Genomic DNA, 25,902 nt, shown 5'->3' with positions numbered 1-25,902 from the left:
CCGTGGCGGTGCGGCGCGTCGACCACGTCATGGGCCTGCCGATCTCGGTGGACCTGCGTGACGGGGACGCCGCACTGGCCGAGCGGGCGTTCGCCTGGCTTCGTGAGGCGGACGCCCGGTTCTCGCCGTTCAAGCCCGACAGCGAGGTGTCCCGGCTGGACCGGGGTGAGCTCACCAGGGAAGAGCTCACCCCGGACCTGGTCGAGGTGCTGTCGCTGTGCGACTGGTACGAGCAGTCGACGGGTGGCGCGTTCACGGCACAGGTGCCGGGCCGCGGTCTCGACCCGTGCGCGGTCGTGAAGGGCTGGGCGGTGCAACGGGCGGCGGACGTGCTGCGCGAGGGCGGAGCGACCTCCTTCTGCGTCAACGCCGGCGGCGACGTCGTGACGGCCGGCGAGCCCGAGCCCGGAAAGCCTTGGCGCGTGGGCGTTCGGCACCCCGATCTCGCCGACCAGCTCAGCGTCGTGCTCGGCGTGCGGGACGGAGCCGTTGCCACGTCAGCGTTGTACGAACGCGGACAGCACATCCTCGACGGCCGCACCGGCGAGCCCGTCACGGGAATCCTGTCGGTCACCGTTTTCTCCGACGACCTCGCGATCGCGGATACCACTGCCACAGCAGCGTTTGCGCTGGGCAGGGACGGGATCGAGTGGGCGGCGGCACAGGAGGAGTGCGAGGTCTTCATCGTCGACGAAGATCGTCGCGTGTACTCGAGTCCTGGACTTCCCGTACACATCTGTTAACATGCTCGCCCAACGGAGCCTTGACTCCGGGGCACGTTTTTCGTTGATCAAGAGCTGGATCGGAGCTCGCGCTCGGGGCAAGACCCGGCCTGCTGTTGACCAAGTGATCGTGCGGAACAGCCCGTGGGTGAGCGAATTCGGGAGCGCTCCCCACGGGCTGTTCCTGTTTTTTTTGGTCGCTGCTCCGCAGACTCCGGCTCGTTCGCCGGGAAGCTGGCCATCCGCCCGCCGCTTCGCCCTGATTGGGCTTCGCCGATTCACGACGAAGAGGCGAACGGACGACCAGCGCGAACTCGCAACCACGCGCGGTTGGCTGGTCGGCCGAAGTTACGCGTAGCGGTCTTCGTTGAAGTCCAGGTTCACCGCGGACATGCCGAGATCGCGGCCCATCGCGTCCAGCACGTCGACCATCTCGAGGCCCATCAGCCAGTCGCGGGGCAGCGCGTCCGTGCCGTGCAACGCGCCCAGCACGTTGCCGGTCAACGCCGCCGTGGCGTCGCTGCCGCCGGAGTGGTTCGCGGCCGCGCGCATCGCGTCCACGAACTGCGACGGCTTCGGGTGCGTCAGCACGGTGTAGACCGCGATCGCCAGTGCCTCCGGACCGGTCCAGCCGCTGCCCAGCCTGTCGACGCGCACGGGCGACGAACCGTCGTGCTCGTCCGCCAGCACCACGGCCCGTGTCAGCACCGTCGCCGTGTACGTGTCGTCGCGCAGCACGCGTCCGATGACCTGGTCGATCGCCTCACGCAACGGGCGCGCCTTCACGGCGAGCAGGTGGACCAGCAACGCGAGCGCGCCGCCGGAGACCCAGCCGCCCGTGCCGCCGTGCGTCAGGGCCGCGAACCGGCAGCCGAGGTCGTACGCGATCGCCGCGGACGGCGCGAAGCCCGCCGGAGCGGTGCGCGTGACGCCGTTGCAGCCGGACGACTCGTTGTGCGGATTCTCCGGAGTGGACGGTGTCTCGGCCGCCAGCGCGCGCAGGCACGTGAGGCCCGGCGAGCGGCTCTCGTACAGCCGTTCGTCGGCGAGCAGCCCGACCGCACCCCGCTCGGGGGCCGGTTGCTGCTGGGTGATCAGCCAGCGTCGATAGCTGTGCCAGACCATCTGGGACGGTTCCCAGTCCCCGGTGCGTTTGCCCCGCACCCAGGCGCGCAGGTAACCGTCGGCGGTGAACAGGGTCAGCTGGGTGTCGTCCGTGAACAGCGCTGGCTTCGGTGGTCCCAGGACGCCCTCGGGACCGTGTTCGCGCTGGATGTCGGCCCAGCCGAGGTACTGCACGGGCGCACCGAGCGCATCACCGAGAGCGCCGCCGAGGAGACACCCGGCGCCGCGGTCAACCACGGAGTTCCGATCTCGCGGCACGTGTGAACAGTAGCGTCCCGCGAATCTGGGCCGTACTTGTATCTGAGACTCGGGCTTGCCCACCTTCTGAAGTGACGAGGTCAGCGCACTTGAGGAGGGGCATGCGGAGCAAAACCGGACTCGAGTTCGGCGTGCTCGGTCCACTCCAGGTGCTCGCGGACGGACGGCTCGTCCAACTGGGCCGCCGCGGCATGCGCGGACTGCTCGCCATGCTGGTCGTCGAGGCGAACCGACCCGTCTCGATCGACCAGATCGTCGACGCGCTGTGGACGGACACGCCTCCGGCCACCGCGCGGACGATCGTGCACGGGTACGTCTCGCGGCTGCGCAAGGTGCTGGAGGAGTCCGATCCCGCGGGCTCCGCGACCATCCGCACCACGCCCACGGGCTACCAGCTGACCGTCGATCCGTGGCGCCTCGACCTGCACCGTGCCAAGCAGCTCGTGGCGTCCTCTCGCGGCAAGCCCGCCGCCATCAGGGCGGGCTTGCTGCGCGAGGCGCTGGGTCTGTGGCGCGGTCCGGTGCTCGCGGACGTGCCGGGCGACCCGATGACGTCCGACCTGGAGGAGCTGCGGCTGTCGGCGCTGGAGGAGCGCATCGACGCCGAGCTCGAACTGGGCCGCCACCTGGAGCTGGTCGGCGAGCTGCGCGGGCTGTGCACCGAGTACCCGTTCCGCGAACGCCTCGTCGCCCACAGCATGCGGGCGCTGTACCGCAGCGGCCAGCGCGCCGACGCCCTCGAGGCCTACCAGCGCTTCCAGCGCCGCGCCGTGGACGAGCTGGGCATCGACCCCGGCCCGCAGCTGCGGGCGCTGCACGAGCAGGTGCTGCGTGACGACCCGTCGTTGAGCGTGATCGGCCCGGTCGAGTCGCGCCCGGTGGCCCCGCGCGCCGGGATCGTGGCGCCCGCCCTGCTGCCCGCGTCGGCGTCCCGGCTGTTCGGCCGCGACGACGACAGGGTGTGGCTCGACGACGTGGTGGCGACCCGGAACCTGCTGGCGACGTCGGTCGCCGTGCTGACCGGTGCGCCCGGTGTCGGCAAGAGCGCCCTCGCGATCACGTGGGGGCACGAGAACTCCGAGCTGTTCCCGCACGGCGTGCTGTTCGCGTCGCTGGGGGAGACCGAGCCGGGCGAGGTGCTGACCCGGTTCCTGGTGGCGATGGGCGTTCCGGCGGACGGCGTGCCGGTCGGCGTGGAGGACCGCGTCGGGCTGTACCGCTCGTTGCTCCACCGCCGTCGCGTGCTGGTGGTGCTGGACGACGCGACGGCCCACGACCAGGTCCAGCCGTTGCTGCCGCCGGGGTCGGGCTCGGTGGTGCTGGTGACGTCGCGGTCGCTGATGGAACGGCTGGTCGTCACCAACAGCGCTCGCGTGCGCAAGCTCGGCCCGCTGGACGACCCGTCGTCCCGCGCGCTGGTGGACGACGTGCTGGGCAAGCCGCTGTCGGTCGAGGACCCGGCGGCCTCGCAGAAGCTCGCGGAGCTCTGCGGAGGGCTGCCGCTCGCGCTGCGGGTGGCCGCCGCGAAGCTCGTGATCAGTCCGGAGTGGACGGTCGAGGAGCTGGTGGGGGAGCTGGCCGACGACGGGCAGCGGATGCGCGGCCTCGACCTGCCCGGGGCGGGACTCGGGGTGGCGCGGGCGCTCGACCTCTCGACCCGTGACCTGCCGTCCGAGCTGGGCGAGATCTTCCAGTCCGTCGGCATGGCGCCCGGCCGGTGGATGTCGCCGCACGCCGTCGCCGCGCTGACCCGCGTCCAGGTCGAGTCGGCCCGGTCCCGGCTCGCGCAGCTCGTCGGGGTGAACCTGCTGGTCGAACCGTGGCCGGACGGCTTCACGATGCACGAGCTGGTCCGCCTGTACGTGCGCGGGGCGGGCCGTGCGGACCTGGACTCGTTGCGGCGCCTGGTGAACTACTACCTCGTGGCGTGCGACCACGTCCGCCGGGCCATCAGGCCCGCGCGTGACGGACTCGACTTCGCGTTGGCGGACAACGGTTCCACGGCCTTGCCGGCGTTCGGCGACCCGCTCGACTGGTTCGACCAGGAGTGGCCGAACATCGTCGCGGTCGTGCACGCGTCCGCCGAAAGGGGCCTGCACGACCAGGTGTGGCAGCTGGTCCGGCTGTTGCACCACTACGCGACAGTGCGCGCGCTCACCGGCGAGTGGGTGGCGTTGGTCGGGTTCGGCCTGGCCGCGGCCGAGGTGACGGGGAGCCGCCTCGGCCTGGTCCTGATGCTGGACACGACCTACACGACGAACGCCCGGCTGGGACGGCCCGTCCTGCTGCCGGACGCGCGTCGCGCGCACCGGATCGCGGTGGAGCTGGGTGAGCGCCAGTACCTCGTGCTGACGCTCGCCCAGCTCGCCGACGTCCTGTTCCGGCTGGAGCAGCACGACGAGGCCCTGCTGCACTTCTGGGAGTCCGTGCAGCTCGCGCAGCAGTCCGGTGACGTCGTCGGCGAGGCGCACGGCCTCAACAACGTGGCGCAGGTCGAACAGGCCCGCGGGCACGTGGAGATCGCGCTGCAGCACCAGGCCCACGCCGTCGAGGTGTACCGGCGCTCCGGTGACAACGTCGCGTTGATGCGCGGACTCGCCAACCTCGCCGAGCTGCACCTGCAGGCGGGAGCCCTGGACCAGGCCGAGATGCTGGCCCGCCAGGTCGTCGACCAGGCCGCCGTCGCGGAGGTGACGTACCTCGAGGGCTTCGGCCGGCACGTGCTCGGCGGCGTGTTGCTCCGTCGGGCGGAATGGGTTGCTGCGGCAGCGGAATTGACGGAGGCGCTGCGCCTGTACGCGCAGGTCAACTCGGCTCGGGCGGTCGAGGTGAGAGCCGCCTTGGACTCGTTGTCGTCCGAGGTTTAGCGGACGTTTAGTCGTCTGGTCCCAAAGCATGGGATGTTGGACGAGCAGGCCGCCGAGTGGGGGATTACCGAGGGGGTAAGGCGCCTGCTTCTGGAGGGCCCGACCGGCATTCGGGGGAGAGTGCCGGTCGGGCCTTCCTCTGTTCGGGCACCTCCGGGCGGGCGGCGGAGCCGTTAGCCTGCGGTGCGTGGGGGAAATGGTGGAGTGGCCGGGGTCCGGTGGTCCCGCCCACGTGCTCGGTGATCTCGGCGCGGACCCGGAGGCGGTCGCGCTCACGGTGGACGACGGCCCGCACCCGCTCTGGACACCGGCGCTGCTCGACCTGCTCGCGCGCCACGAGATCCACGCGACGTTCTTCCTGATCGGCAGCGAGGTCCGCGCCCACCCCGAGCTGGCCCGCCGGATCGTCGCCGAAGGGCATTCGGTCGGCAACCACACGATGCACCACCCGCAGTCGTTCGCCGCGCTGACGAAAACCCTGCTGGAGAAGGAGATCGTGGACGCGCAGCGGTGCATCGAGGACGTGACGGGAGTCGCGGCGACGTGGTTCCGCGCGCCTTACGGCGACTGGTCGCCGTTGGTGCTGCGGCGACTTCACGCGCACGGGCTCCGAGGCGTCGACTGGAGCGTCGACCCGGAGGACTGGAGCGAGCCCGGCGCGGAACACGTGGCGCGGGTGATCGGCGGGAGCCGGCCGGGGGACATCGTGCTGTGCCACGACGGCGGTGGTGACAGGTCCGGCACGGTGGCGGCCCTGCGTGAGGTCCTGCCCGTGCTGCGAGACCGGGGGACGCGGTTCACGGCGCTGTGAACCGCACTCTCCTCAGTTGCCGATGCGGCTCTCGTCGCTGCACCGGGCGACGGGCAGCAGGTCGGGCCGCTTGGGCGCCAGACCGTCCCCCATCGACTCACCGCGCAGCGTGCGGCCGATCCACGGCACCACGTACTCGCGCGCCCACTTCAGGTCCGCCTTGCGCTGGGTGACCCAGTCCGCCTGCTCCAGGGCGGCGGGCCACGGCGCGTCCCAGGAGCGGTCGTCGACCAGCCCGAGCACCGCGGCGGCCTTGAGCGCGACCCGCTGGTGGCCCTCCGGCGAGAGGTGCAGCCTGTCGGCGCTCCACGCGCGCCGGTCGTGCAGCGGGTGCATGGCCCACAGGTCGACCATCCGGCAGTGGTAGCGCTCGGCGATCGACCACAGGTGCGAGTTGTAGATGGCGACCTTGCCGCGGATGCTCCTGAGCAACGGCGTGGAGCGGGTGTCGAAGCCGGTGAAGATCACGACGTCGGCGCCGGTGGCGCGGAGGTCCGCCACCGCCACCTCGTAGACCTCGGCCAGCGCGTCCGGGTCGCTGTTCGGCAGCATGATGTCGTTGCCGCCGCCGCAGAACGTCACCAGGTCGGGCTTGAGCGAGATCGCGAGCGGCACCTGGTCGTCGATGATCTCCTGCAGCATCTTGCCGCGGACGGCGAGGTTGGCGTACCTGAACTCAGGCGCCTGCTGGGCGATCATGCCCGCGAGGCGGTCCGCCCAGCCGACGTAGGTGTCTTGTGGACCAGGATCGTCCATGCCCTCGGTGAAGCTGTCCCCCAGGGACACGAGACTGTTCCATCGCAGCAGCACAACATCCCCCTCACTCGTGCGACGTGCCGGTCTGACCACTCGCCGGCGGGCTCCCGTCCGGAGGCGACTAGTTAGCATGCACAACGAACCCGTGGTTACGCCACCGTCGGTTATGGCATCTTAAGTTTGGTCGCAGTGCGTGACGATTCTTTTACCACTCGATTGAGGGATGGTTGAGCACGTTCCTGCGGATTCGTCTGATTCGATCGCTAAGTTCTGCCGGATGCGTTCTGGTTTGCCGCTTCCGTTCCTCTCGCTCGGTGTCGCCCTTCTCACAGCAGCCGCTCTGGCCTGTGTCGCACTGAGCGGCCCGGCGTCACCGGGGGCCGGCGGGCGCCTGGAGGTCAGGCCGCCCCCGCACTCCAACCCCGTGGTCACGCCCGAGGTGGCGACGCCCCGCGAAAGCGTCGTCGGCACGACCGTGGCACCGCCCCGCGCCCTCAACGCCGAAAACCCCCGCAACGACCTCGGCGCGTGAGGTCGCTGCGGGGGTCGCTGGGCCTTTCCGAAGGGGCGCCGCCGCCGGACTTGCCCCCTCGGAAAGGGGTGGGACCACTACCCGGGACGCCGCCGCCGATCTGCCCCGGGCAGTGGGACTGGGACCGTCTCAGGGGGCGCCGCCGCCGATCTACCCCCTGAGACGGGATCTGGAAGGTCAGCCGCTGGCCGCGACGTCCAGGGCGGCCGCCGGTACCTGTTCGCTGTACGCCGAGCGCAGCCTCAGCTCCGCGCCCGGCGAGGCCCCGATGTGGTCGAGGCCGAGGAGCGCCGCGCCCACCACGGGGGGCACGTCGACCAGGCGGACCTGGGCGAGTGGGGCGGCCTCCAGGATCTGCTGCCGGACCGGGCCGACCACCGTGTCACCGGTGTGCGTCAGGACCCCGCCGCCCAGCACCACGTCCACGGGCTCGTCCATCAGGTCGAGCTTGCGCATCGACACGGTGGCCAGCACGACGATCTCCTCGACGAGCCGGTCGACCTGGGAGAGCGCCACGGCGTCCCCCTGCGCGGCCACCTCGAAGACCAAGGGGCACAACGCGTGCGGGTCCAGCTCGATCTCCTCGAAGTGGATCTTCTCCACCACGGTGGAGATCGACGTCTCGCCGTAGTGCTTCAGCAGCGCGGGCAGCAGCAGCGTCGGCTTGCCGCGCCCGTCCTCGGCGCGCACGGCGTGCCAGAGCGCGTCGTTGCCGAGCTGGCCACCGCCACCCCAGTCACCCGAGATCGCGCCCAGGGCGGGGAAGCGGTGCGTGCGACCGTCCCGGGCCACACCCACGGCGTTGATGCCGGCTCCGCAGACGACCGCCACACCCCCAGCGGCGGCGGTACCTGCCCTCAGAAGCGCGAACGTGTCGTTGCCGACGAACGTCGTCCTGGACCAACCCCGCTCGGCGATCGCCCGCGTCAGGTCCTCCTCCTCGCGCGGCAGATCTGCTCCCGCGAGGTAGGCGGACGTGTGCGAGGCGATCGGCTCGTCGGGGGACAGTCCCGCCTGAGCTGCGGCCTCGCGTGCCAGTCCCTCGAACACGTCGAGTCCGCGCTTCATGCCCACGGTCTGCGGCGGGGCACCGGGCCCGCGCACCTGCGCGAGCACCTTGCCGTCCGCGTCGACCAAGAGCACCGCGGTTTTGCTGTTCCCGCCGTCGATGGCGAGCACCCGGTCGGTCATCGTTGTCAGTTTCCCTTCACCCACGGCAGCAGATCGCGGTTCTGCGCGATCAGCTCGTCGGCCAGCTGGTCCGCGATGGCGTGCTGCCCGATCAGCGGGTGAGCGAGCAGCGCGTTCGCCACCCGGTCCCGGCCGCCGTGCTTTGCGGCTTCCAGCGCCAGGTACTCGTACGCGGTGACGTGTGAGATCAGGCCGGAGATGGACGGTTCCACGGGACGGACGGGCAACGGCCTGCCGCCGTTTCCGTCCACAGTGGACGAGACTTCGATCACGGCGTCGTCGGGCAGGAAGGGCAGCGAGCCGTTGTTCTGCACGTTCACCACGTGCTTCTCAGCGCCCTCACCGCCGGTCAGCGCGTGCACGAGCTGCACGGCCGCCTCGGAGTAGTAGGCGCCGCCGCGCTGCGACAGCTGCTCCGGCTTCGTCACGACCGACGGGTCGCCGTAGATGTCGAGCAGTTCCTTCTCCACCGCAGCCACGACCTCCGCGCGCGGAGGAGACGTGAGCTGCTTCTTCACGACGGCGTCGTGGTTGTAGAAGTAGTTCAGGTAGTACGACGGCACCATGTTCAGGCGCCGCATCAGCTCACCGTCGATGCCGATGTGCTCCGCCAGACCCTCGACGTGCTTCTCGAGCAGCTCCGGCAGCCGGTCGACGCCGTCCACGTACACGCCGCGCTCCCACGTGAGGTGGTTCAGGCCGACGTGCTCCAGCTCCACAGTGGACGGATCCACGCCGAGCAGCGCGGAGGTCCAGCGCTGGAACGTGATCGCCACGTTGCACAGGCCGATCGCCTTGTGCCCCTCCTGCAGCAGGGCACGCGTCACGATGCCGACGGGGTTCGTGAAGTTCACGATCCACGTGTCCGGCCCGGCGATCCGACGCACCTTCTCGGCGATGTCCAGGACCACCGGCACGGTCCGCAGGGCCTTGGCGAGGCCACCCGCGCCGGTGGTCTCCTGGCCGACGCACCCGCAGGTCAGCGGGAACGTCTCGTCCGAGGCACGCGCCTTCTGCCCACCGACCCGCAGTTGCAGCAGGACAGCGGACGCGCCCTCGATGCCCTCTTCGAGCGACGAGGTGGTGCGCACCTTCGCCGGGTGGCCCGCGTGGTCCAGCAGGCGCTGGCTGAACGGGCCGATGAGCGAGAGGCGGTGCTGGTCCGGGTCGACGAGGACGATCTCGTCCACCGCCAGGCTGGTGCGACGGCCGGCGATGCCGTCGATCAGCTCAGGTGTGTAGGTGGACCCGCCACCGACGACGGTGAGTTTCATCCCTTGACTCCCGTGAACGTGATTCCCTTGACGAACGACTTCTGGGCGAAGACGAAGAGGACGACGGCCGGGATCATCGTCAGGAACGTGACGGCCATCGAGGAGTTCCACTGGACGATGTGCATGCCCTTGAACGTCGCCAGCGCCAGCGACAACGTCCACTGGTCCTTCACCTCGCCGGTGTAGAGCAACGGCCCGAAGTAGTCGTTCCAGGTGAAGAGGAAGCAGAACAGCGCGGTGGCCGCGATGCCGGGCTTCGCCATCGGCACGATGATCCGCACCAGCGCCTGGAACTCCGAGCAGCCGTCCACCCGTGCGGCGTCCACGTAGGACTGCGGGATGGTCAGCATGAACTGGCGCAGCAGGAAGATGCTGAACGCGTCGAACAGGAAGTACGGCGCGATGAGCGGGACCAGCGTGCCCGTCAGGCCGAGTCCCGACCACGTGTCGTACAGCGGCACGGCCACGACCTGCGGCGGCAGCATCATCGCGCCGATGACGAGGATGAAGGCCACGTTCCGGCCGCGCCACTTCAGCTTCGCGAGCGCGTAGGCCGCCGGGATCGACGAGATCAGCATGCCCAGCGTCGCCAGCAGCGAGTACGTGAGGCTGTTGACCAGGTACTGGAACAGCGGCGCCTTGTCGAAGACCTCGACGAAGTTCTCCCAGTGCCACTCGCGCGGCCACAGGTCCGAGGTGAAGGCCTGGTTGTCCGACATCACCGCGGTGAGGAAGACGAACACGACGGGTGTCGCGAACATCAGGCCGAGCGCGAGGCCGATCGCGTGTGTCGCGACCCAGTTGAGAACAGCGCTGACGTTGAGCTTCTTGCGCGGCTGCTCCGGCTCCGAAGGGGCGTCGACCGGTGGTTTGGTCAGCGTGGCGGTCATGCTCCAGGACCCCCTTCCTCAGCGGTGGAGTTCTTGCGCATTCGTTGCACCAGAACGATGGTCACGGCGAACGAGATGATGAACAGGACCGTGGCCATGGCAGCCGCGTAGCCCATGTCGAAGTAGCGGAAGCCTTGCGTGTACAGGTAAACCGGGAACGTCAGGGTGGAGTTGTCCGGGAAACCGAGGTATTTGGTCGATCCCGTCGCGTCCGCCGCTCCCGAGCCGGCCGACCCCGCGACGACCGCCTGTGTGAACAGTTGCAACGCGAGGATCACCGAGTTCACGATGCCGAAGAGCAGCACCGGGGAGATCGTCGGGAGCGTGACGTGCCACCAACGCCGGATCGGGCCGGCGCCGTCGAGTTCGGCCGCCTCGTACTGCTCCTGAGGCACGTCGAGGATCGCGGCGAGGATGATGATCATCAGGTCGCCGGAGATCCACAGCATGATCGCGGTGATGCCGGGCTTGGCCCACGCCGGGTCCGAGAAGAACAGCGGCGAGTCGACTCCGAACCAGCCGAGCACGGTGTCGAGCGGACCACCGTTGGGGCGCATCACCATGAAGAACACGAGTGTCGCGGCCACCGGCGGTGCCAGTGAGGGCAGGTAGCAGAGCGTGCGGATCAGGCCGACGCCCGACTTCAGACGAGCGATGACCGACGCCACGCCCAGCGCGAACACGGTCCGCGCGATCGTGAGCACCACGACGAACCAGAGCGTGTTCGCGATCGCCTTGCCGAGCAGGGGATCCTTGAACATGAACGAGTAGTTGTCGAGTCCGTTGAACTCCGGCGGGTTGATCAGGTCGTACTTCGTGAACGAGAGAACGACCGTGGTGACCAGCGGATAGCCGAAGAACAGGACGAAGCCGATGATTGCCGGGGCCATGAACCCCAGCACGGCCAAACGGTGGCGGGACCGTGCCCGCCCCCTGCCGGGGGCGGGCTTGGCGCCGAGCGTGGCGGTCATCTTGCGAGTCCTCTACTTGCCGCTCTTGGCGATCAGGTCGTCGATGTTCTTGTCGACTTCCTTGAGGCCTGCCGCCAAGTCCGGGACCTTGCCGGACTGGTAGGAGACCGAGAAGTCGGTGACGGCCTTGATGTGCGCGTCACCGATCGGGGTGACGGGGTTGCCCTTGAGCTTGTCGCTCTTGGCCAGGTCGATGAACGTCTTGAACTGCTCGTCCACCTCGAGCTCGGGGCTCTCCATGGCGGCCTTGGTGCTCGGGACGTTCTTGATGGCGTTGGACAGGTCGACGATCGTGTCGGTGTCGAACGTCAGGTGCTTGATCAGCTCCCACGCGGCGCCGGGGTTCTTGGCGCCCTTGGGAATGCCCATGATCGTGCCGGTGGTGAACGCCGTGCCGTAGGCGACGCCCTTCGCCGTCGGGAACGGGGCGGTGCCGAACTTGATCTGCGGCGCCTGGGCCTTGAGGAACGCGGTGCGGTACTCACCGTCGACCATGATCGCGATCTTGCCCTGGTGGAACGCGTGGTCGGCCGAGTACTCCTGGCCGAGGCCGGCGCGGAACCGCTCGAGGGCGTCGTAGCCGTAGAAGTCGACGAGCTTCTTCTGGAACGTCATCATCTCGGTGAAGCCGGCGGAGCTGGCGAGCGAGGACTTGCCGTCCTTCTCCCACTCCGCGCCGAACGTCGGCGCGAGGATGGTCGGGCGGTTGGCGTAGAAGCCCATCGTGGGCAGGTAGCCCGCGACCTCGATGTCCCCGTTCGGCGCCTTCTTGGTCGCCTTCACGGCCGCGTCGTACAGCTCGTCGAGCGTCTTCGGCGGGGTCGTGATGCCGGCCTCGGCGAGCTTGTCCTTGTTGTAGTACATGGCGTACACGTCGGTGAGCATGGGCATCGCGCAGCGGTTGCCCTTGTACTCGGTGTACTGCTGGACCGCCGGGGTGAGCTGGTTCAGGTCGACCTTGTCGCGGTCGATGTAGGACTTCAGCGGCTGGAACGCCCCGGAGGAGCAGAACTGGCCGATGTTGTCCGTGGTGAACGACAGCGCGACGTCCGGCGTGTTGCCCGAACGGATGCCCGCGGTGATCTTGTCGTCGTCCTGCGAGCCCTCGTGCTTGATCTCGATGTTCGGGAACTTCTTGTTGAACGTCTTGATGGCCTTGGTGACCTCTTCGAGCTCGCGGTCGGAGTAGTTGCTCCAGACCGTGAGGGTGAGCTTGTCGTCCTTGCCAGGAGCAGGTGCGGCATCGGAACTCGCGCCGCCACCCTTGCCCGCCGCACATGCGGTGAGGGTCAGCGCTGCGGCGACACAGAGCAAGGCAGCACGGGTGTGCTTGCGCATGTGCACTCCTTCTCGATCAACGTGGGGACCCGGCGACCACTGGGCCGCGGAATGGAGCCGTGGTGGCTGCCGGGAGGCCGAACACCTGTTCACGTGCCACGGCCAGGGCCGAGTGCAGTGCGCCGCTGCGCACCGGCTTCCCGGTCACCAGAGCCAGCTGAATAGGTGTTCTCGGCACCACCAGTTGCCGCAGTTCCGCGGCAACGAGGTCGTTCAGCGTGGTTCCGCCTGCCTGGGCGATGTCGCCGGACAGGAGGATGAGTTCCGGGTCGAGCACCGCGACGACGCTAGCCACGCCCGTGGCGATGCGCTTGGCGAGATCGGCCATGAACTCACGGCCCGCCGGACCCGCGGCCAGCGCCTTGCGCACGGCCCCGTGGCCGTTGCGCGCGGCGAGCCCGTGGGCGCGTGCGAGCTTGCAGATCGACGTGCTGCTGAGCAGTTCGCCGTACGTGCCGCCGGAGCGGTCCGTGTCGGTGTCGGCCGCCGCGCGGTCGGGGATCATCAGCCCGTCGATCTCGCCCGCGCCACCGGAGGCGCCGCGCAGCAGCGATCCGTTGACGACGACGGCGGCACCGACGAGGTCCGCGGGCCAGATGACGACGAAGTCGCTCACCTCGGTGGCCCGTCCAGCGACCATCTCCTCCAGCGCGACGAGGTTGACGTCGTTCTCGACGCTCACCGAGGTCGCGAGCTGCTCCCGCAACCGGCCGGGCATGTCGAAACTGCTCCAGCCGGGCAGATGGGGTGCGTAGGCGAGCTCACCGTTCGCGGGGTTCACCGCTCCCGGACAGCCGACCACGACGTGCAGCAACTGGTCGGCGCTCAGACCTGCCTGACCGCAGGCCTTGCCGACCGCGCTCACGAACGCCTCCAGCACGCCGTGCCTCGCGGGCATCGGCGCCTTGTGCTCGGTGAGCACGGCACCGGAGATGTCCGCGATCGCGATGTCGACCGTCTCGGGGGTGAGATCGACAGCGGCGATGTGCGCAAGCGCCCCGTTGACCGACCACAGCTGCGCCCGGGGCCCGCGTCCGCCGCCGCGCAGTCCGTTGCGGACCACGGTGTCGGCGTCTTCGAGGCGGGTGAGCAGCTGTGCGGTCGCCGGCTTGGAGAGACCGATCAGGCCTTCCAACTCCGACCTGGTCAGCGGCCCGTTGCGCAGCAGAGCCTCGATGGCTGCGCGGTCGTTGATCTCCCGCAGCAGTCGTGGGCTTCCGGCACGCATTAGGTCCGCTCCTGTCTGTTAACTTTCCAGACGATTTCGTGGAGACGGTAGTGACCTGGTTCACCGCGGTCAATCCCCGATGCGGGTCCGTTACCTGACTTAGGCTGACCTAAGGCACTCTGGAACCATGACGGACGTGCGCCAGGAGTCACTCGCATCGCTCCTGGGAGGCCGAGGCGGCGCCCTCGACGCCTCCCTGCCTCCGCTGGCGTTCGTCGCGGGCTGGCTGCTCTTCGGCCACTCGATAGGCGCGGGCGCCGTCGCTGCTGTCCTGTGCGGAGTCGCGATCGGCGTCTTCCGCTTCGTACGAGGTGAGAAGCCCCGCGCCGTCGTGTTCTCGGTCCTGCTCGTCGTGGCGGCTGCGTTGGTCGCGCTCTACACGGGCCGTGTCGAGGACTTCTTCCTGATCCAGCTGCTGTCCAACGTGGCCTCCGCACTGGCGTGGGCAGGCTCCATCGCCGTGCGCTGGCCTCTGCTCGGGGTGGTGGTGGGCACGCTGTTGGGGCAGAAGACTCGGTGGCGGCGAGATCCTGCCCTTTTGCGCGCTTACTCCATCGCCTCGTGGGCGTGGGTCGGGCAGTACGTGCTGCGTGTCGCCGTCTTCACTCCACTGTGGCTGGACGCTCAGGTGTTCTGGCTGGCGACCCTGCGGGTGGCGATGTCCTGGCCGTTGCAGATCGTCTGCATCCTGGTTTCCGGGTGGATGTTGCGGCGGGCTTTGCCTGCCGACCACCCTGGGTTCCGGCACCCGCAGGTGCCGGAGACCGCCTCTTAGGTCAGTGCCCTCCTACGTCGTGCTGGGGGAACGGCGTGAGGCCTGCAGGTAGGACGCGTGGAGCGGTTCCACGCTGCGAATGATCTTGCCGCTCGGCGTCCTGGGCAGCGTGTCCATCACGTGGATGTGCAGGGGGAGCTTGAACTCCGCGAGCCTCTCCGTGCACCACCGCGACAGCGCCTGGGCGGTGAGCGTGTCGCTCCGGGTGCCCACGTACGCGCGGATGTCCGGGCCTACGGCCACGGCCTCGGTCACCTGCGGATGTCCGCGCAGGACCTGCTCGACCTCGGTCAGGTCGACCTTGTTGCCGCGCACCACGACCAGCGAGTCGGCGCGGCCCAGCAGGCGCAGTTCGTCGCCCGCGAACTCGCCCCGGTCGCCCGTGCGGAACCAGCCGCCCGAGAACCGTGCGGAACCCGAGTCCAGGTAGGGAGATTCCGGCAGCGCCACCTCGACCAGGCCGTCGCGGACGCGGGCGGTGACGCCCGGCATCAGCGGGCCGACGGACGGGCGGACGGTGCCGCCGACGGCCATGGTGAGGGCGCCGGTCTCGGTGGTGCCGAAGCACTCGCCCACCGGGAAGCCGTGGGCGGCGAGGAAGCGGTCGGCGACGTCGGGAGGCATGAGCTCGCCGCCCGCGAACGCGCCCCGCACCTCGGGCAACCGGCCGGAGGCGAGAAGGTCGAAGTGGAACGGCAGGCCGGTGATGAAGTCGACCTCGAACGCCCGTGCCTGGTGCGCGGCCGCGGCGGGGTTCGTGGCGAACACGAGGTGCACGCCGACGGCGAGCGAGTGCAGCAGACCGCCGATCAGGCCGAAGCTGTGGGCGGGGGAGTTGAGGAGCAGCAGGCGTTCGCCTCGGCGCACCATGCCGTCGGAGGCGGCGAACCGCGCCACCTCGTCGGCCAGTGAGGAGGTCGACCGGCCGATCACCTTCGGGCGGCCCGTCGAGCCGGAGCTGAACTGCACCAGGCGGTGCGCGGTAGCTGCGGGGAGGCCGTCGACGGGAGAAGCCACCAGGCCGTAGCGCTCCTGGAAACCGGGGGACACCTCTCCGCTGGGGTGCACGAGGAACTGCGGGCGCGTCAACGAGTGCAGGACGTGGGCCTCGGCCGGCGTCAGGCGGTGGTCGATCGAGATCACCTGGGCGCCGAGGCTCCACAACGCGAGCACCGCCTCCAGGTGGCTGAAGCTCGGCGGGACCTGGACGGCGACCGTGCTGCCTTCGCCGATTCCCACCGCGGCGAAACGAAGAGCGTGCGCTGCCACGTCGGCGCGCAACAGCCCGTGCGTGACTGTGCTGCGGTGACTGAAGATCGGCACTTCGTCGCCGTGGCGGTGCAAGAGGTCGGTGATGAACGCACGCATGTCAGGACTCATTGCAGAACTCGCCGATCGGCAGCCCCACGTGCCGTTGCTCGGACGCGATGTAGCCGAGCACCGAGTCGCCGGGGCGGAGTTCGGTCACGTTCAGCACCGTGCCGCCGGGACCCAGGACGCGGACGTGCCAGTCGTCCTGGACCATCAGGTCGACCACGACGCCCTCCGGCGAGCGCGCGGTGATGGTGAGCATCGGGCGGGACTCGAGCTTGGCCCTGCCGACGGTGATCTCGCGGGTGTGGCCCTGGGCGTCGACGGCGAGGACCTTGCTGCCCGAGCGCAGCTCGGACAGGTAGTTCGTGCGGTTCGCCGGGCCCAGCACGTACGAGTGCAGCGCGCCCGCGTTCACCCGGAACGGGCGCGTCGGCATGTAGGGCAACGGGTGCGTCTCGCTGCAGCACAGGACGAAGCCCGAGGAGAACGAGCCGACGAGGATGCCCTCGTCCTCGCGGAAGTGCGAGGCGGTGTCGACGCAGACGCGGTCGCCGAGGCCGTTGTGGGTCAGCGCCTCGACGGTGAGCGTGGCCAGGGTCAGCGGCGGGGACGCGGCTTCGAGCAGCCTCGCCAACGCGAAGACCTCGGTCGCGTCCGAAGGGGCCATGAGCACGCCGTCCGAGCCGTGTTCCAGGCATTCCAGGACGATGGCGGCCTCGGCGAGGTCGGAGACGACGGTGACCAGCTTGCCGGGGGCGCCGTCGGCGGCCGCGATCACGATCTCCAGCGGGATCTTCGTCGGGTCGGTGAACGCGACGACGGTGTGGTCCAGTCGTTCCGCCGCGGCACAGGCGAGCTTGAGCGTGCGGTCGTCGCTGACCGTCACGTACGCGGCCCGCGAGGGCAACCGGTCCAACGAGTCCTGGTCGTCCACCGGCGCGATCACCAGGTGCGGGCTGTCGCAGGGTTCGGCGACGAGCAGCACTCGGGTGATCGTCGGCGGCAGGCCGTCCAGCAGCGCGGGGTCGTCCGCGACGACGCCGGCGACGCGGCTGTGCACGGCCGCGTCGACGACGGCGGTCCGGTGCGCTTCCGGCACGGTCCTCAGGTCGATCCAGGCGAACTTCACCGGTTCTCCAAAGCAGTCAGAGCGTGGATGAGACTTGCGTCGGCGGGCGCGTGGACGATCGACGCCAGCTCCGCGACCAGCGACATCGGCGTCGGCGAGGTGAAGACCCGCCGGCCCACGGCGAGTCCCGCGCAGCCCGCCGCCATCGCGACCCTGGCGTGCCCGGCGAGGCTGTGCGTGGAGGCCGGGCCACCCGCGACGATCACGGGGATCGGACAGCTCTCGACGACGTCCGCCATGTCCTCGGCCGGGTGCGCGAGGTTCGTCTTGACGATGTCCGCGCCCAGGTCCGCCGCGATGTTGACGACGTGCGCGAGGAGAGCGGGATCGCGCGGGGCGCCGACTCGTGGGCCGCGCGCGTAGGCCATCACGACCAACGGGACGTTCCACGCGTCGCACGCCGCCGCGACCCTGCCGAGGTCGGTGAGCTGGCGGGCCTCCGTGTCGGAGCCGATGTTGACGTGCACGCTCACCGCGTCGGCACCGAGCCGCAACGCCTCGTCGACCTCGCCGACGAGCACCTTGGCGTTGGCGTCGGCCATGTGCGCGGTACCGGCGCTGAGGTGCACGATCAACGCGCATCCGCCCAGCACGGCGGGGTCCACGGTGCGCACTCGTCCTTTGTGGACGATGACGGCGTCCGCTCCGCCCTGCACGACGGCGCGGATGAGCTCCTGCCACCGGTCCCGCGGCACCACCGGCCCGTCCGAGACGCTGTGGTCCAACGGCACGAACAGGTACCTGTCGTCGTGCGGACGGGAAAGGCGTCGCAGCCGCAACGCTTTCCTCATGGCTCTCACACCCCTGCGGTCGTTTGGTGGTCAACAGCAGCCTGGGGCAGCCCGCGCGCATTGCGGCAGGTGTGAGCTGTCGATAACTGCGGAGTTATCGGCCGGACAGAGCAACCGCGCTCGCCATGACGACAGAGCGTGATCTGGTGACACCCGCGTGGCCGTGTTTGTGGCTCGTTGACTGCTTTAGGCTTCCTCAGTGCGAATGGAGCTGAGGCATCTGCACGTGGTGCTGACCGTGGCGCGAGCAGGCAGCATCAGCCGCGCCGCCTCGCAGATGAAGATCGCCCAGGCCGGGCTCACCACGCAGGTGAAGCGGATCGAGGCGAGTCTCGGTGGCCCCCTGTTCCTGCGCAGCACCGAAGGCGTCGAACTGACCGAGCTGGGCCGCCACGTCGTGCTGCGGGCCCAGGACCTGGTCGAACGGTTCGACGACCTGCTCGTCACCTCGCGCAAGCTGGCCGAACGCGGTGACTCCGGCATCCGGCTGGGAGGGGTCGCGGGCTCCCCGACGGCGTTGCTGGTCGGGGTGGTCCGAGAAGTCCTGCCCGGTCTGCCGCAGACCACGCACATCGAACGCGGCGGCGACGCCGTGCTGGAACTGGTCCGCACGGGCGCCCTGGACCTGGCCCTGGTGGTCGAGTTCCCGCGCAGCCCCCTGCGGTTCCCGGCGGCGGTCGGCCTCCGCGGCCTCGTCACGGAACGCATGCTGGTCGGCGTCCCGGTGGGCCACCGGCTGTCCGGGCGCACCGAGGTGCTGCTGTCCGAGCTCGCCGGCGAGGAGTGGGTCGTGCCGGACGAGAACCACGGCGGCCGGCTGAACCTCGAGCTCGCCTGCGAGGCCGTCGGGTTCACCCCGCGGTGCGCGCACTTCGGCGTCGACCCGGTCGCGGCGGCGGACCTGGTGCGCTCGACCGGTGCGGTGGCGGGGTTCTTCCCCGGTCACGACCTGCCGGGCGTGCTGCTCAAGCCGATCATCGGCAACCCGTTGCACCGGCGGATCTCGTTGGTGTGGCACGCCGACGCCGCCGAACACGTGGACGACGTGCACGCCGGACTGCTGCGCGCCTACCACGAGCGGATCCCGCACTCGGGCCGCCTGCTGGCCTCATGACCTGCTGGGCCTCGGCGCGTCCGGCCCCAGCACGTCGACGGCCGCGAGCCACGCCGCTCCCGCCGCACCCTCCGTCGCCATGATCACCTGGGCGGTGCAGCGAGCGAGCAGTTCTTCCTTCAGGTGAGTGCCGACCGGCGTCTTGATCAGGCTGCCGACCAGCACGATCGGCGAGGTGTCGGACGGCTCGCGGACGGCGGTGGCCGTGTCGGCGAGCAGACGGGCGGCGGAGCCCACGATCGCCAGCGCCTCCGGATCGCCGTGGTGGTAGGCGGAGCTCACCAGCGGCGCGAGCTGGGCGAGCTTGATCGGCGGCTGCGCGTTGACCGCGGTGATCAGCTGACCCCGGTTCTTCGCGCCGGCCGCGGTCAGCACGGCGGTCGCCAGGCCCTCCAGCGGCGCGTCGAGGTCGAGGAGCTTCAACGTGGCGCGGACGGCCTCGCGGCCCAGCCAGAACGCCGACCCGTCGTCGCCGATCAGCCAGCCGTACCCGCCGGACTGGCCGACCATGCGGTGGCCGGTGATGCGGCCCGCGATGGAACCGGTGCCCGCCACCAGGACCGTGCCGTCGGCGGACGAGGTGCCGGTGGCGAACGCGGCCTCGCAGTCGGTGATCACCCGCATCGGGCAGTGCAGCCCCGCGCGTTCCCAGGCCGCCTGGAACAGGTCGAGGACGGCCGGGTCGGTCATCCGCGAGGCACCCGCCATGCCGAGCACGCCGGAGCGGACCTTGCGGGAGTCGAGACCGTCCAACGCCTCCAGCAGCGCCTCACCGATGTGGGCGGCGGCCACCGCGGGCGGGTGCGAGTTGGGGTTCGCGCCGCCCGCCAGGCCCTGGCCCAGGCGGGCGCCGTCGAGTCCGAGCACCAGTGCCCTGGTGGACGTGCCGCCAGCGTCGAGTCCCACGACCAGATCCATGAAAGCCGAGTATGGCCGAGAGACGGTCGGCTGAGGCACGCCCAACCGGGTGTCACCTCACGACGGCCCGGTTACCCGTCGCGTTGTGGTGGAACAACACCAGCGATCCAGCCGGAACACGATCACCCGGACGGACCACAGTGGACAGTGAGGGGACGATCAGGCCGTAGTCGAACGACGCCGCCGGGACGACGTCGACGAGGTCGTCCTCGTCCGCCGGAGCGGTGTAACGGCTCTGCACGCCAACGGTGTAGGTCACCGGTCCGGATGGCAGCGAGGCCCGCGACACGGGCAGCACCACGACGTCGCTGTCGAACAGGTTCGTGTCGGTCGACCCGTCGAACCCGTTGAGCGGCTGCTCGTCCACGACGTCCTCCGTACCGGCCACGACGGTCCGCGCGAGCCAGACGTCGGCCGTCACGTCACCGTCGGGGTTGGTGGGCTTCACGGCGGTCGTCACGAAGTCCTTGCCACCCACCGAGAACCGCACCCGCGGCTGGGTGTTGCTGCCGAGGTTCGCCCAGGTGTCCCAGGTCGCGACGCCGAACGCCAGCAGGTCCCGGGTCGCCGTCGCGCCGACGTACCGCAGGTCACCGCCGCGGGCCGTGCGGTTCACGGCGCAGTCGTCCTGCACCTCGGGGCCGCACGAGGGCAGCCGTTCGGAGCGCGCGCCGAGCTGCAGCACGGTCGTCCGCGACTGGTAGCCGGGCTGGTCGAGGCCACGGCCCGCGACGCGGTCGCCGGACAGGCTCAGGCGCGACACCGGCTTCGGCGCCGCGTAGACGGGCACGCGCAGCGAGCGGTCACCTGTGAACGTCACCAGCCCGGACGCCTCCGCCAGGAACTGACGGCCCTCGTCGAGGGCGACCGTCGGGTCGGGGGTCTTGCGCAACGCGGCGGGGTTGGAGATCCGCAGCTGCACGGGCACCGACGCCGAACCACCCGGCCGCAGCACCACGTACGGCGCGGTGACCTGGAAGGACACCCCGGGCACGCTGGTGATCGGGTCGTACTGCGCGCGCAGGCGGACGGTCTGCGAGCCCTTGTTGACCAGGCTGAGGGTGCGGCTGGTCAGCACCGGGCCGCCCACCTCGACCGTGCCGAACGACGCGTCGCCCAGCACCAGCACGTCCGACGAGAGCGCGGCGAGTCCGTCGACCCGGCCAGCGCCGACCCGCATCGGGGCCTCCCGCACGCCCTTCGAGTCGCGGATCACGCCGGACGCGGTGTTCATCAGCGCGGCCTTGACCTCCGCGACCGTCCACTCCGGATGGACCTCGCGCAGCAGCGCGGCGATCCCGGCGACGTGCGGTGACGCCATCGACGTGCCGCCCATCGACACACCCGCGGAGGCCGTGCCGGACGCGGCGGAGAAGATCGTGTCACCCGGAGCGGCCACCGCGATCGACGACCGCGAGCGTGACGACGACGGCGTGATCGTGTCCTGGATCGACGGCTCGACCGAAGGCACGGCGACCTTCAAAGCCGAGGTCAGGCGCACCTTCAACGTCCCGGCCTCCAGCGCCGGGCGCACCGCGGACGAGGCCGCCGCCGTCAGCTGGAACGCCGGGATGTGGGCGTTTCCGGCGATCCCGGCCGCGAACACCGGCAGCGCGGTCGGCAGCAGCACCCCGGCCGCCCCGGCCTTCCAGGCGTTGTCCGTGCGGGCACCCGAACCGCACGCGCGGGTGGCGTCGCTGTCGTCCCACTCCAGCCAGACGATCTTCCCCGCGAGCGCCTCCGAGATCGGCTTGCAGCCGTCCACATCGGACGAAAGCCGCACAACGGGCAGCGTGAGGTCGAAGGAGTCCTTGAAGTTCTGGCTGTACTGGCCCGCGTACTGCTTCCCGGCGACCTCGAGGCCGTCCAGCATCGAGAACGAGTCGCGGCTGTTCGCCACGGAGATCGCCTCGGGCGAGTTGCCGGGGGAGCCGGACACGTCGTAGAAGTCGCCACCGTTGCCGGCCGCCGCGACCACCACCACGCCGTGCTCCACGAGCTTGCGCACGAACAGCCCGTCCGGGTCGTCCGGGGCGCCGAAGTCGCTGCCCAGCGACAGGTTCACGACGTCGAGCTTGTCGGAGAAGTCGCCGTCGCCGTTGGGGTCGAGCGCCCAGTCGAGCGCCCGCGCGGTCAGGTTCGTGCCGCCCTCGCAGCCGAACACCTTCAACGCGTAGAGCGACGCGCGCGGTGCCGTACCAGGGCCGATCTTCATCGAGTCGAGGTCGACCGACGAGTAGGAACCGCGGTAGGTCGTGCCGTCGGCGTTGACCCCGTACCCGGCCGCGGTGCCGGCGACGTGCGTGCCGTGGCCGTCGCAGTCGACCGGGTCGGCGTCGGGCTCGGGGATCGACCCGGACGCGGCGGTGTAGGCGTCGCCCGCGAAGTCGTAGCCGCCGACGACCTTGGCGTTCGGGAAGGTGCCGCCGCCGAAGTCCGCGTGCCGGTAGTCGATGCCGGTGTCGATCACGCCGATCCGCACGCCGTCGCCGAACCTCCCGAGCGACTTCCACACCTCGGACGTCCGGGTGAGCCGGACGGCGTGCGCGTTCGCGAGCTTCTTGGGGACCATCCGGTGGACCGCCCTGACCTCGGGCATGCGCGCCAGGGCGGCCAGCCGCGTCCGGTCCGCCGCCAGGACGACGCCGGGCACCGCGTTGGTCGTTCGGGCGACCTCCCGGCCGCCGGACCGGGAGACGACCCGGGAAACGTGCTCCGATGTCCGGTCCCGGGCTGAACGCGCCTGCGCGACCGTGCCCGAGTCGACCGCCGCACCCGAGGTCAGCTCGACGAAAACGGTTACAGTCTCGACCGGGGCCACCGGTGCCAGCAGTGCGCCCGCCAGGAGCGCCGCGGCCACCAAATTCATGATCAACTCCTCTTATTCATCGGACGACTTCGGGCTGAGCCCTAGACGCGAGCGGTGTCGCAGGGCTATACATCCGATGTATTTCGTAGGTGTGAGCAGAGGAGGAACGGCCGTGCAGTTCTTGCGCCTCGGCCCGGTCGGTGACGAGCGTCCTGCCGTCAGGACCGACGACGGGACCACATACGACCTCCTGCCGATCACCCCGGACATCGACGGGGCGTTCCTCGCGAACGACGGCGTCGCCCGCGTGCGCGCCGCCCTCGAAGCCGGTGAGCTCGGAGCGCTGAGCACCGAGGGCGTGCGCGTCGGCTCGCCGCTCGCGCATCCGGGCAAGGTCATCTGCATCGGCCTCAACTACCGCGACCACGCGGAGGAGACGGGAGCGGAGATCCCGGGCGAGCCGGTGATGTTCCTCAAGACGCCCGACACGATCGTCGGCCCGTACGACGAGGTGCTCGTGCCGCGCCGGTCCGTGAAGACCGACTGGGAGGTCGAGCTCGGCGTCGTCATCGGGCGCACCGCCCGTTACCTGGAGTCCGAAGAGGACGCTCTGGCGTGCGTCGGCGCGTACGTGCTCTCGCACGACGTCTCCGAGCGCGAGTTCCAGATCGAGCGCGGCGGGACGTGGGACAAGGGCAAGAACTGCGAGACGTTCAACCCGCTCGGCCCCTTCCTCGTGCCCGCCGACGAGATCGCCGACCCGCAGAGCCTTCAGATGCGGCTCTGGGTGAACGGCGAGATCAAGCAGAACTCGTCCACCAAGAACATGATCTTCCCGGTGGCGGAGATCGTGCGCTACCTCAGCCAGTTCCTTGTCCTTCGTCCGGGTGACGTCATCAACACGGGTACACCCGCTGGTGTCGCGCTCGGCCAGCCCGAGCCCAAGCCGTACCTGCGCGCCGGTGACGTGGTCGAGCTGGAGATCGAAGGCCTCGGCAAGCAGCGCCAGACCCTCGGGCAGGCCTGACGCCATGCCGAAGATCACCGCACTGGACGTCCTGGACATCCGGTTCCCGACGTCGCGCGAGCTCGACGGCTCCGACGCGATGAACCCGGACCCGGACTACTCGGCCGCCTACGTCGTGCTGCGCACGGACGACGGACCCGAGGGCCACGGGCTCGCGTTCACCATCGGCCGCGGCAACGACGTGCAGGCCGCCGCCATCAAGGCGCTGGCGTCGCACGTCGTCGGCAAGGACGTGCCGGAGAACGCGAAAGCGCTGGCGGAGCTGTACTTCGAGCTCATCGGCGACTCGCAGATCCGCTGGCTCGGCCCCGAGAAGGGCGTCGCGCACATGGCGATCGGCGCCGTCGTCAACGCGGCCTGGGACCTCGCCGCCCGACGCGCCGGGTTGCCGGTCTGGAAGTTCCTCGCGCAGATGACGCCCGAGGAGATCGTCAGCCTCGTCGACTTCCGGTACCTGAGCGACGCGCTGACGCCGGACGAGGCGTTGCAGATCCTGCGCGAGGTCGAGCACGGCAAGGCCGAACGCGCGGACACCATCGCCCGCGACGGGTACCCGGCGTACACGACGTCACCGGGCTGGCTCGGCTACTCCGACGAGAAGCTCGCCCGGCTGGCCCGCGAGGCCCTCGCCGACGGCTTCGACATGATCAAGCTCAAGGTCGGCGGCAGCCTCGACGACGACGTTCGCCGGATGAAGCTCGCCCGCGAGGTCGTCGGCGAGGACACCCGCGTGGCGGTCGACGCGAACCAGCGCTGGGACGTCGACACGGCCGTCCGCTGGATGAAGGAGCTCGCGCCGTACGACCCGTACTGGATCGAGGAGCCCACCTCGCCGGACGACGTGCTGGCACACCGCGCGATCGCCGACGCGCTGGCACCGATCCGGGTCGCCACCGGCGAGCACGTGCAGAACCGCGTGATCTTCAAGCAGCTGCTGCAGGCCGGTGCGATCGACTTCCTGCAGCTCGACGCCTGCCGCGTCGCCGGCGTGAACGAGAACGTCGCGATCCTGCTGCTGGCCAAGAAGTTCGACATCCCGGTGTGCCCGCACGCCGGTGGGGTGGGCCTGTGCGAGCTGGTCCGGCACCTGTCGTTCTTCGACTACGTCGCGATCTCCGGAGATGTCGGCGAGCGCGTGATCGAGTGGGTCGACCACCTGCACGAGCACTTCCTCGACCCGGCCGTCGTCGAGAACGGCCGCTACCTGGCGCCGTCGCAGCCGGGCTTCTCCGCCCAGCTCAAGGACGAGACGCTGGCCGACTACGTCTACCCCGAGGGTCCTGTGTGGACTGCTCTGGAGGCCGAGAATGACTGACTTCGAAGGACTCGTCGCCGTCGTCACGGGCGGTGCGTCCGGCATCGGTCTCGCCACGGCGGAGCTGCTGTCGAGCCGCGGCGCCACGGTCGTCGCGCTGGACCTGAACCCGGACGTGAAGGACCCGCTGGTCGGGATCCGCGCGGACGTGTCCGACGACGAGAGCGTCAAGGCGGCCGTCGCCGAGGTGGTCGAACGGTTCGGGCGGCTCGACGTCGTCGTGAACAACGCCGGCATCGGGGCGCAGGGCGACGTCACGGCCAACTCCGACGAGGAGTGGTCGAAGGTTCTGAACGTCAACGTGCTGGGCATGGTCCGCGTCTCCCGGGCCGCCGTGCCGCACCTGCGCACCTCGCCGTCCGCGGCGATCGTCAACACGTGCTCCATCGCTGCCTGGGCCGGGCTCCCGCAGCGTGCTCTCTACTCGGCCAGCAAGGGCGCGGTGTACTCGCTGACGCTCGCGATGGCCGCCGACCACGTCCGCGAAGGCATTCGCGTCAACGCGGTCGCTCCCGGCACGGCGGACACCCCGTGGGTGGGCCGTCTGCTCGACTCGGCACCGGACCCCGCCGCCGAGCGGGCCGCGCTGGAGGCACGCCAGCCGCACGGCCGGCTCGTCTCCGCCGAGGAGGTCGCGGGAGCCATCGCCTACCTGGCGAGCCCGCTCTCGGGTTCCACCGCCGGCACGATCCTCGCGGTCGACGGTGGCATGCACGGCTTGCGCTTGCGTCCCCAGCAGCCATGAAA

The 25,902-nt window shown here is 70.1% G+C and carries 22 protein-coding genes; 9 read left to right on the top strand and 13 right to left on the bottom strand.

Translation table 11 applies throughout. From position 1 onward, the window contains the following. The first annotated feature begins 2 nt into the window (after positions 1-2). A complete protein-coding gene (locus ACWF7A_RS32495; RefSeq protein WP_452254320.1) occupies positions 3-743 on the top strand; it encodes an FAD:protein FMN transferase in 741 nt (246 codons plus the stop codon). 327 nt (positions 744-1,070) lie between these two features. On the opposite strand, the gene ACWF7A_RS32490 is transcribed toward ACWF7A_RS32495, so the two are convergent. Then, positions 1,071-2,105 carry an ADP-ribosylglycohydrolase family protein gene (locus tag ACWF7A_RS32490; RefSeq protein WP_452254319.1) on the bottom strand — a complete coding sequence of 345 codons (1,035 nt, stop codon included), beginning with the start codon at positions 2,103-2,105 and terminating at the stop codon, positions 1,071-1,073. Between the two features lie 101 nt (positions 2,106-2,206). On the opposite strand from ACWF7A_RS32490, the gene ACWF7A_RS32485 reads away from it, so the two are divergent. Both ACWF7A_RS32485 and ACWF7A_RS32480 read left to right on the top strand, forming a co-directional pair. Then, complete coding sequence (locus tag ACWF7A_RS32485) at positions 2,207-4,972, top strand: BTAD domain-containing putative transcriptional regulator (RefSeq protein ID WP_452254318.1); 2,766 nt, start codon at positions 2,207-2,209, stop codon at positions 4,970-4,972. A 196-nt stretch (positions 4,973-5,168) separates the two neighbouring features. Next, positions 5,169-5,783: a polysaccharide deacetylase family protein gene (locus tag ACWF7A_RS32480; RefSeq protein WP_452254347.1), complete on the top strand. Its 615-nt coding sequence runs from the start codon at positions 5,169-5,171 to the stop codon at positions 5,781-5,783. 12 nt (positions 5,784-5,795) lie between these two features. On the opposite strand, the gene ACWF7A_RS32475 is transcribed toward ACWF7A_RS32480, so the two are convergent. Then, entirely contained in the window at positions 5,796-6,569 is a 774-nt protein-coding gene (locus ACWF7A_RS32475) for an SGNH/GDSL hydrolase family protein (RefSeq protein ID WP_452254317.1), read from the bottom strand. A 247-nt stretch (positions 6,570-6,816) separates the two neighbouring features. Here ACWF7A_RS32475 and ACWF7A_RS32470 point away from each other — a divergent pair, with 247 nt between their 5' ends. Beyond that, positions 6,817-7,071: a hypothetical protein gene (locus tag ACWF7A_RS32470; protein ID WP_452254316.1), complete on the top strand. Its 255-nt coding sequence runs from the start codon at positions 6,817-6,819 to the stop codon at positions 7,069-7,071. A 177-nt stretch (positions 7,072-7,248) separates the two neighbouring features. On the opposite strand, the gene ACWF7A_RS32465 is transcribed toward ACWF7A_RS32470, so the two are convergent. Genes ACWF7A_RS32465 through ACWF7A_RS32440 form a run of 6 tightly spaced genes read right to left on the bottom strand, consistent with a single transcriptional unit; the run spans position 7,249 to position 13,963 of the window. Further along, positions 7,249-8,262 (bottom strand): N-acetylglucosamine kinase, encoded by a 1,014-nt coding sequence (locus ACWF7A_RS32465; RefSeq protein WP_452254315.1) that lies wholly within the window; start codon positions 8,260-8,262, stop codon positions 7,249-7,251. Positions 8,263-8,267: 5 nt separating this feature from the next. Then, complete coding sequence (locus ACWF7A_RS32460; RefSeq protein ID WP_452254314.1) at positions 8,268-9,536, bottom strand: 6-phospho-beta-glucosidase; 1,269 nt, start codon at positions 9,534-9,536, stop codon at positions 8,268-8,270. Continuing rightward, positions 9,533-10,426, bottom strand: coding sequence for a carbohydrate ABC transporter permease (locus tag ACWF7A_RS32455; protein WP_452254313.1), 894 nt, complete (start codon positions 10,424-10,426; stop codon positions 9,533-9,535). The genes ACWF7A_RS32460 and ACWF7A_RS32455 overlap by 4 nt, the downstream gene beginning before the upstream one ends. Then, entirely contained in the window at positions 10,423-11,397 is a 975-nt protein-coding gene (locus ACWF7A_RS32450) for a carbohydrate ABC transporter permease (protein ID WP_452254312.1), read from the bottom strand. Before ACWF7A_RS32450 ends, ACWF7A_RS32455 begins: the two co-directional genes overlap by 4 nt. Before the next feature lie 12 nt (positions 11,398-11,409). After that, on the bottom strand, positions 11,410-12,735 hold the full coding sequence (locus tag ACWF7A_RS32445; RefSeq protein ID WP_452254311.1) for an ABC transporter substrate-binding protein: 1,326 nt from the start codon (positions 12,733-12,735) through the stop codon (positions 11,410-11,412). A gap of 16 nt (positions 12,736-12,751) precedes the next feature. Further along, on the bottom strand, positions 12,752-13,963 hold the full coding sequence (locus tag ACWF7A_RS32440) for an ROK family protein (protein WP_452254310.1): 1,212 nt from the start codon (positions 13,961-13,963) through the stop codon (positions 12,752-12,754). A gap of 127 nt (positions 13,964-14,090) precedes the next feature. Between ACWF7A_RS32440 and ACWF7A_RS32435 the strand changes: the two genes are divergently transcribed. Beyond that, positions 14,091-14,738 carry a DUF3159 domain-containing protein gene (locus ACWF7A_RS32435; RefSeq protein WP_452254309.1) on the top strand — a complete coding sequence of 216 codons (648 nt, stop codon included), beginning with the start codon at positions 14,091-14,093 and terminating at the stop codon, positions 14,736-14,738. 12 nt (positions 14,739-14,750) lie between these two features. On the opposite strand, the gene ACWF7A_RS32430 is transcribed toward ACWF7A_RS32435, so the two are convergent. The 3 genes from ACWF7A_RS32430 to ACWF7A_RS32420 are packed head-to-tail and all read right to left on the bottom strand — an operon-like array spanning position 14,751 to position 17,972. Next, positions 14,751-16,106, bottom strand: a complete 1,356-nt coding sequence (locus ACWF7A_RS32430; protein WP_452254308.1) for a class I adenylate-forming enzyme family protein — start codon at positions 16,104-16,106, stop codon at positions 14,751-14,753. Between the two features lies 1 nt (position 16,107). Next, on the bottom strand, positions 16,108-17,181 hold the full coding sequence (locus ACWF7A_RS32425) for a 3-dehydroquinate synthase II family protein (RefSeq protein WP_452254307.1): 1,074 nt from the start codon (positions 17,179-17,181) through the stop codon (positions 16,108-16,110). Next, a complete protein-coding gene (locus ACWF7A_RS32420; protein WP_452254306.1) occupies positions 17,178-17,972 on the bottom strand; it encodes a 2-amino-3,7-dideoxy-D-threo-hept-6-ulosonate synthase in 795 nt (264 codons plus the stop codon). Before ACWF7A_RS32420 ends, ACWF7A_RS32425 begins: the two co-directional genes overlap by 4 nt. Positions 17,973-18,177: 205 nt before the next feature. Between ACWF7A_RS32420 and ACWF7A_RS32415 the strand changes: the two genes are divergently transcribed. Further along, the gene (locus ACWF7A_RS32415) at positions 18,178-19,086 is read left to right on the top strand and encodes a LysR family transcriptional regulator (RefSeq protein WP_452254346.1); all 909 of its coding nucleotides are present in this window, start codon (positions 18,178-18,180) and stop codon (positions 19,084-19,086) included. Here ACWF7A_RS32415 and ACWF7A_RS32410 read toward each other — a convergent pair. Both ACWF7A_RS32410 and ACWF7A_RS32405 read right to left on the bottom strand, forming a co-directional pair. Then, positions 19,081-20,004 carry an N-acetylglucosamine kinase gene (locus tag ACWF7A_RS32410; protein ID WP_452254305.1) on the bottom strand — a complete coding sequence of 308 codons (924 nt, stop codon included), beginning with the start codon at positions 20,002-20,004 and terminating at the stop codon, positions 19,081-19,083. The genes ACWF7A_RS32415 and ACWF7A_RS32410 overlap by 6 nt on opposite strands. A gap of 52 nt (positions 20,005-20,056) precedes the next feature. Further along, the gene (locus ACWF7A_RS32405) at positions 20,057-22,873 is read right to left on the bottom strand and encodes a S8 family serine peptidase (protein ID WP_452254304.1); all 2,817 of its coding nucleotides are present in this window, start codon (positions 22,871-22,873) and stop codon (positions 20,057-20,059) included. A gap of 112 nt (positions 22,874-22,985) precedes the next feature. On the opposite strand from ACWF7A_RS32405, the gene ACWF7A_RS32400 reads away from it, so the two are divergent. From ACWF7A_RS32400 to ACWF7A_RS32390, 3 genes are read left to right on the top strand one after another with little or no spacing between them, the layout of a single operon-like run. Further along, positions 22,986-23,840 carry a fumarylacetoacetate hydrolase family protein gene (locus tag ACWF7A_RS32400; protein WP_452254303.1) on the top strand — a complete coding sequence of 285 codons (855 nt, stop codon included), beginning with the start codon at positions 22,986-22,988 and terminating at the stop codon, positions 23,838-23,840. A gap of 4 nt (positions 23,841-23,844) precedes the next feature. After that, positions 23,845-25,155 carry an enolase C-terminal domain-like protein gene (locus tag ACWF7A_RS32395; protein ID WP_452254302.1) on the top strand — a complete coding sequence of 437 codons (1,311 nt, stop codon included), beginning with the start codon at positions 23,845-23,847 and terminating at the stop codon, positions 25,153-25,155. Beyond that, positions 25,148-25,900 carry an SDR family NAD(P)-dependent oxidoreductase gene (locus ACWF7A_RS32390; protein ID WP_452254301.1) on the top strand — a complete coding sequence of 251 codons (753 nt, stop codon included), beginning with the start codon at positions 25,148-25,150 and terminating at the stop codon, positions 25,898-25,900. Before ACWF7A_RS32395 ends, ACWF7A_RS32390 begins: the two co-directional genes overlap by 8 nt. Positions 25,901-25,902 lie beyond the last annotated feature (2 nt).

The sequence above is a fragment of the Lentzea sp. NPDC055074 genome (genome assembly GCF_053608005.1).
The sequence above is the reverse complement of the archived record's forward strand: the minus strand, read 5'-3'. Positions and strand labels throughout refer to the sequence as shown.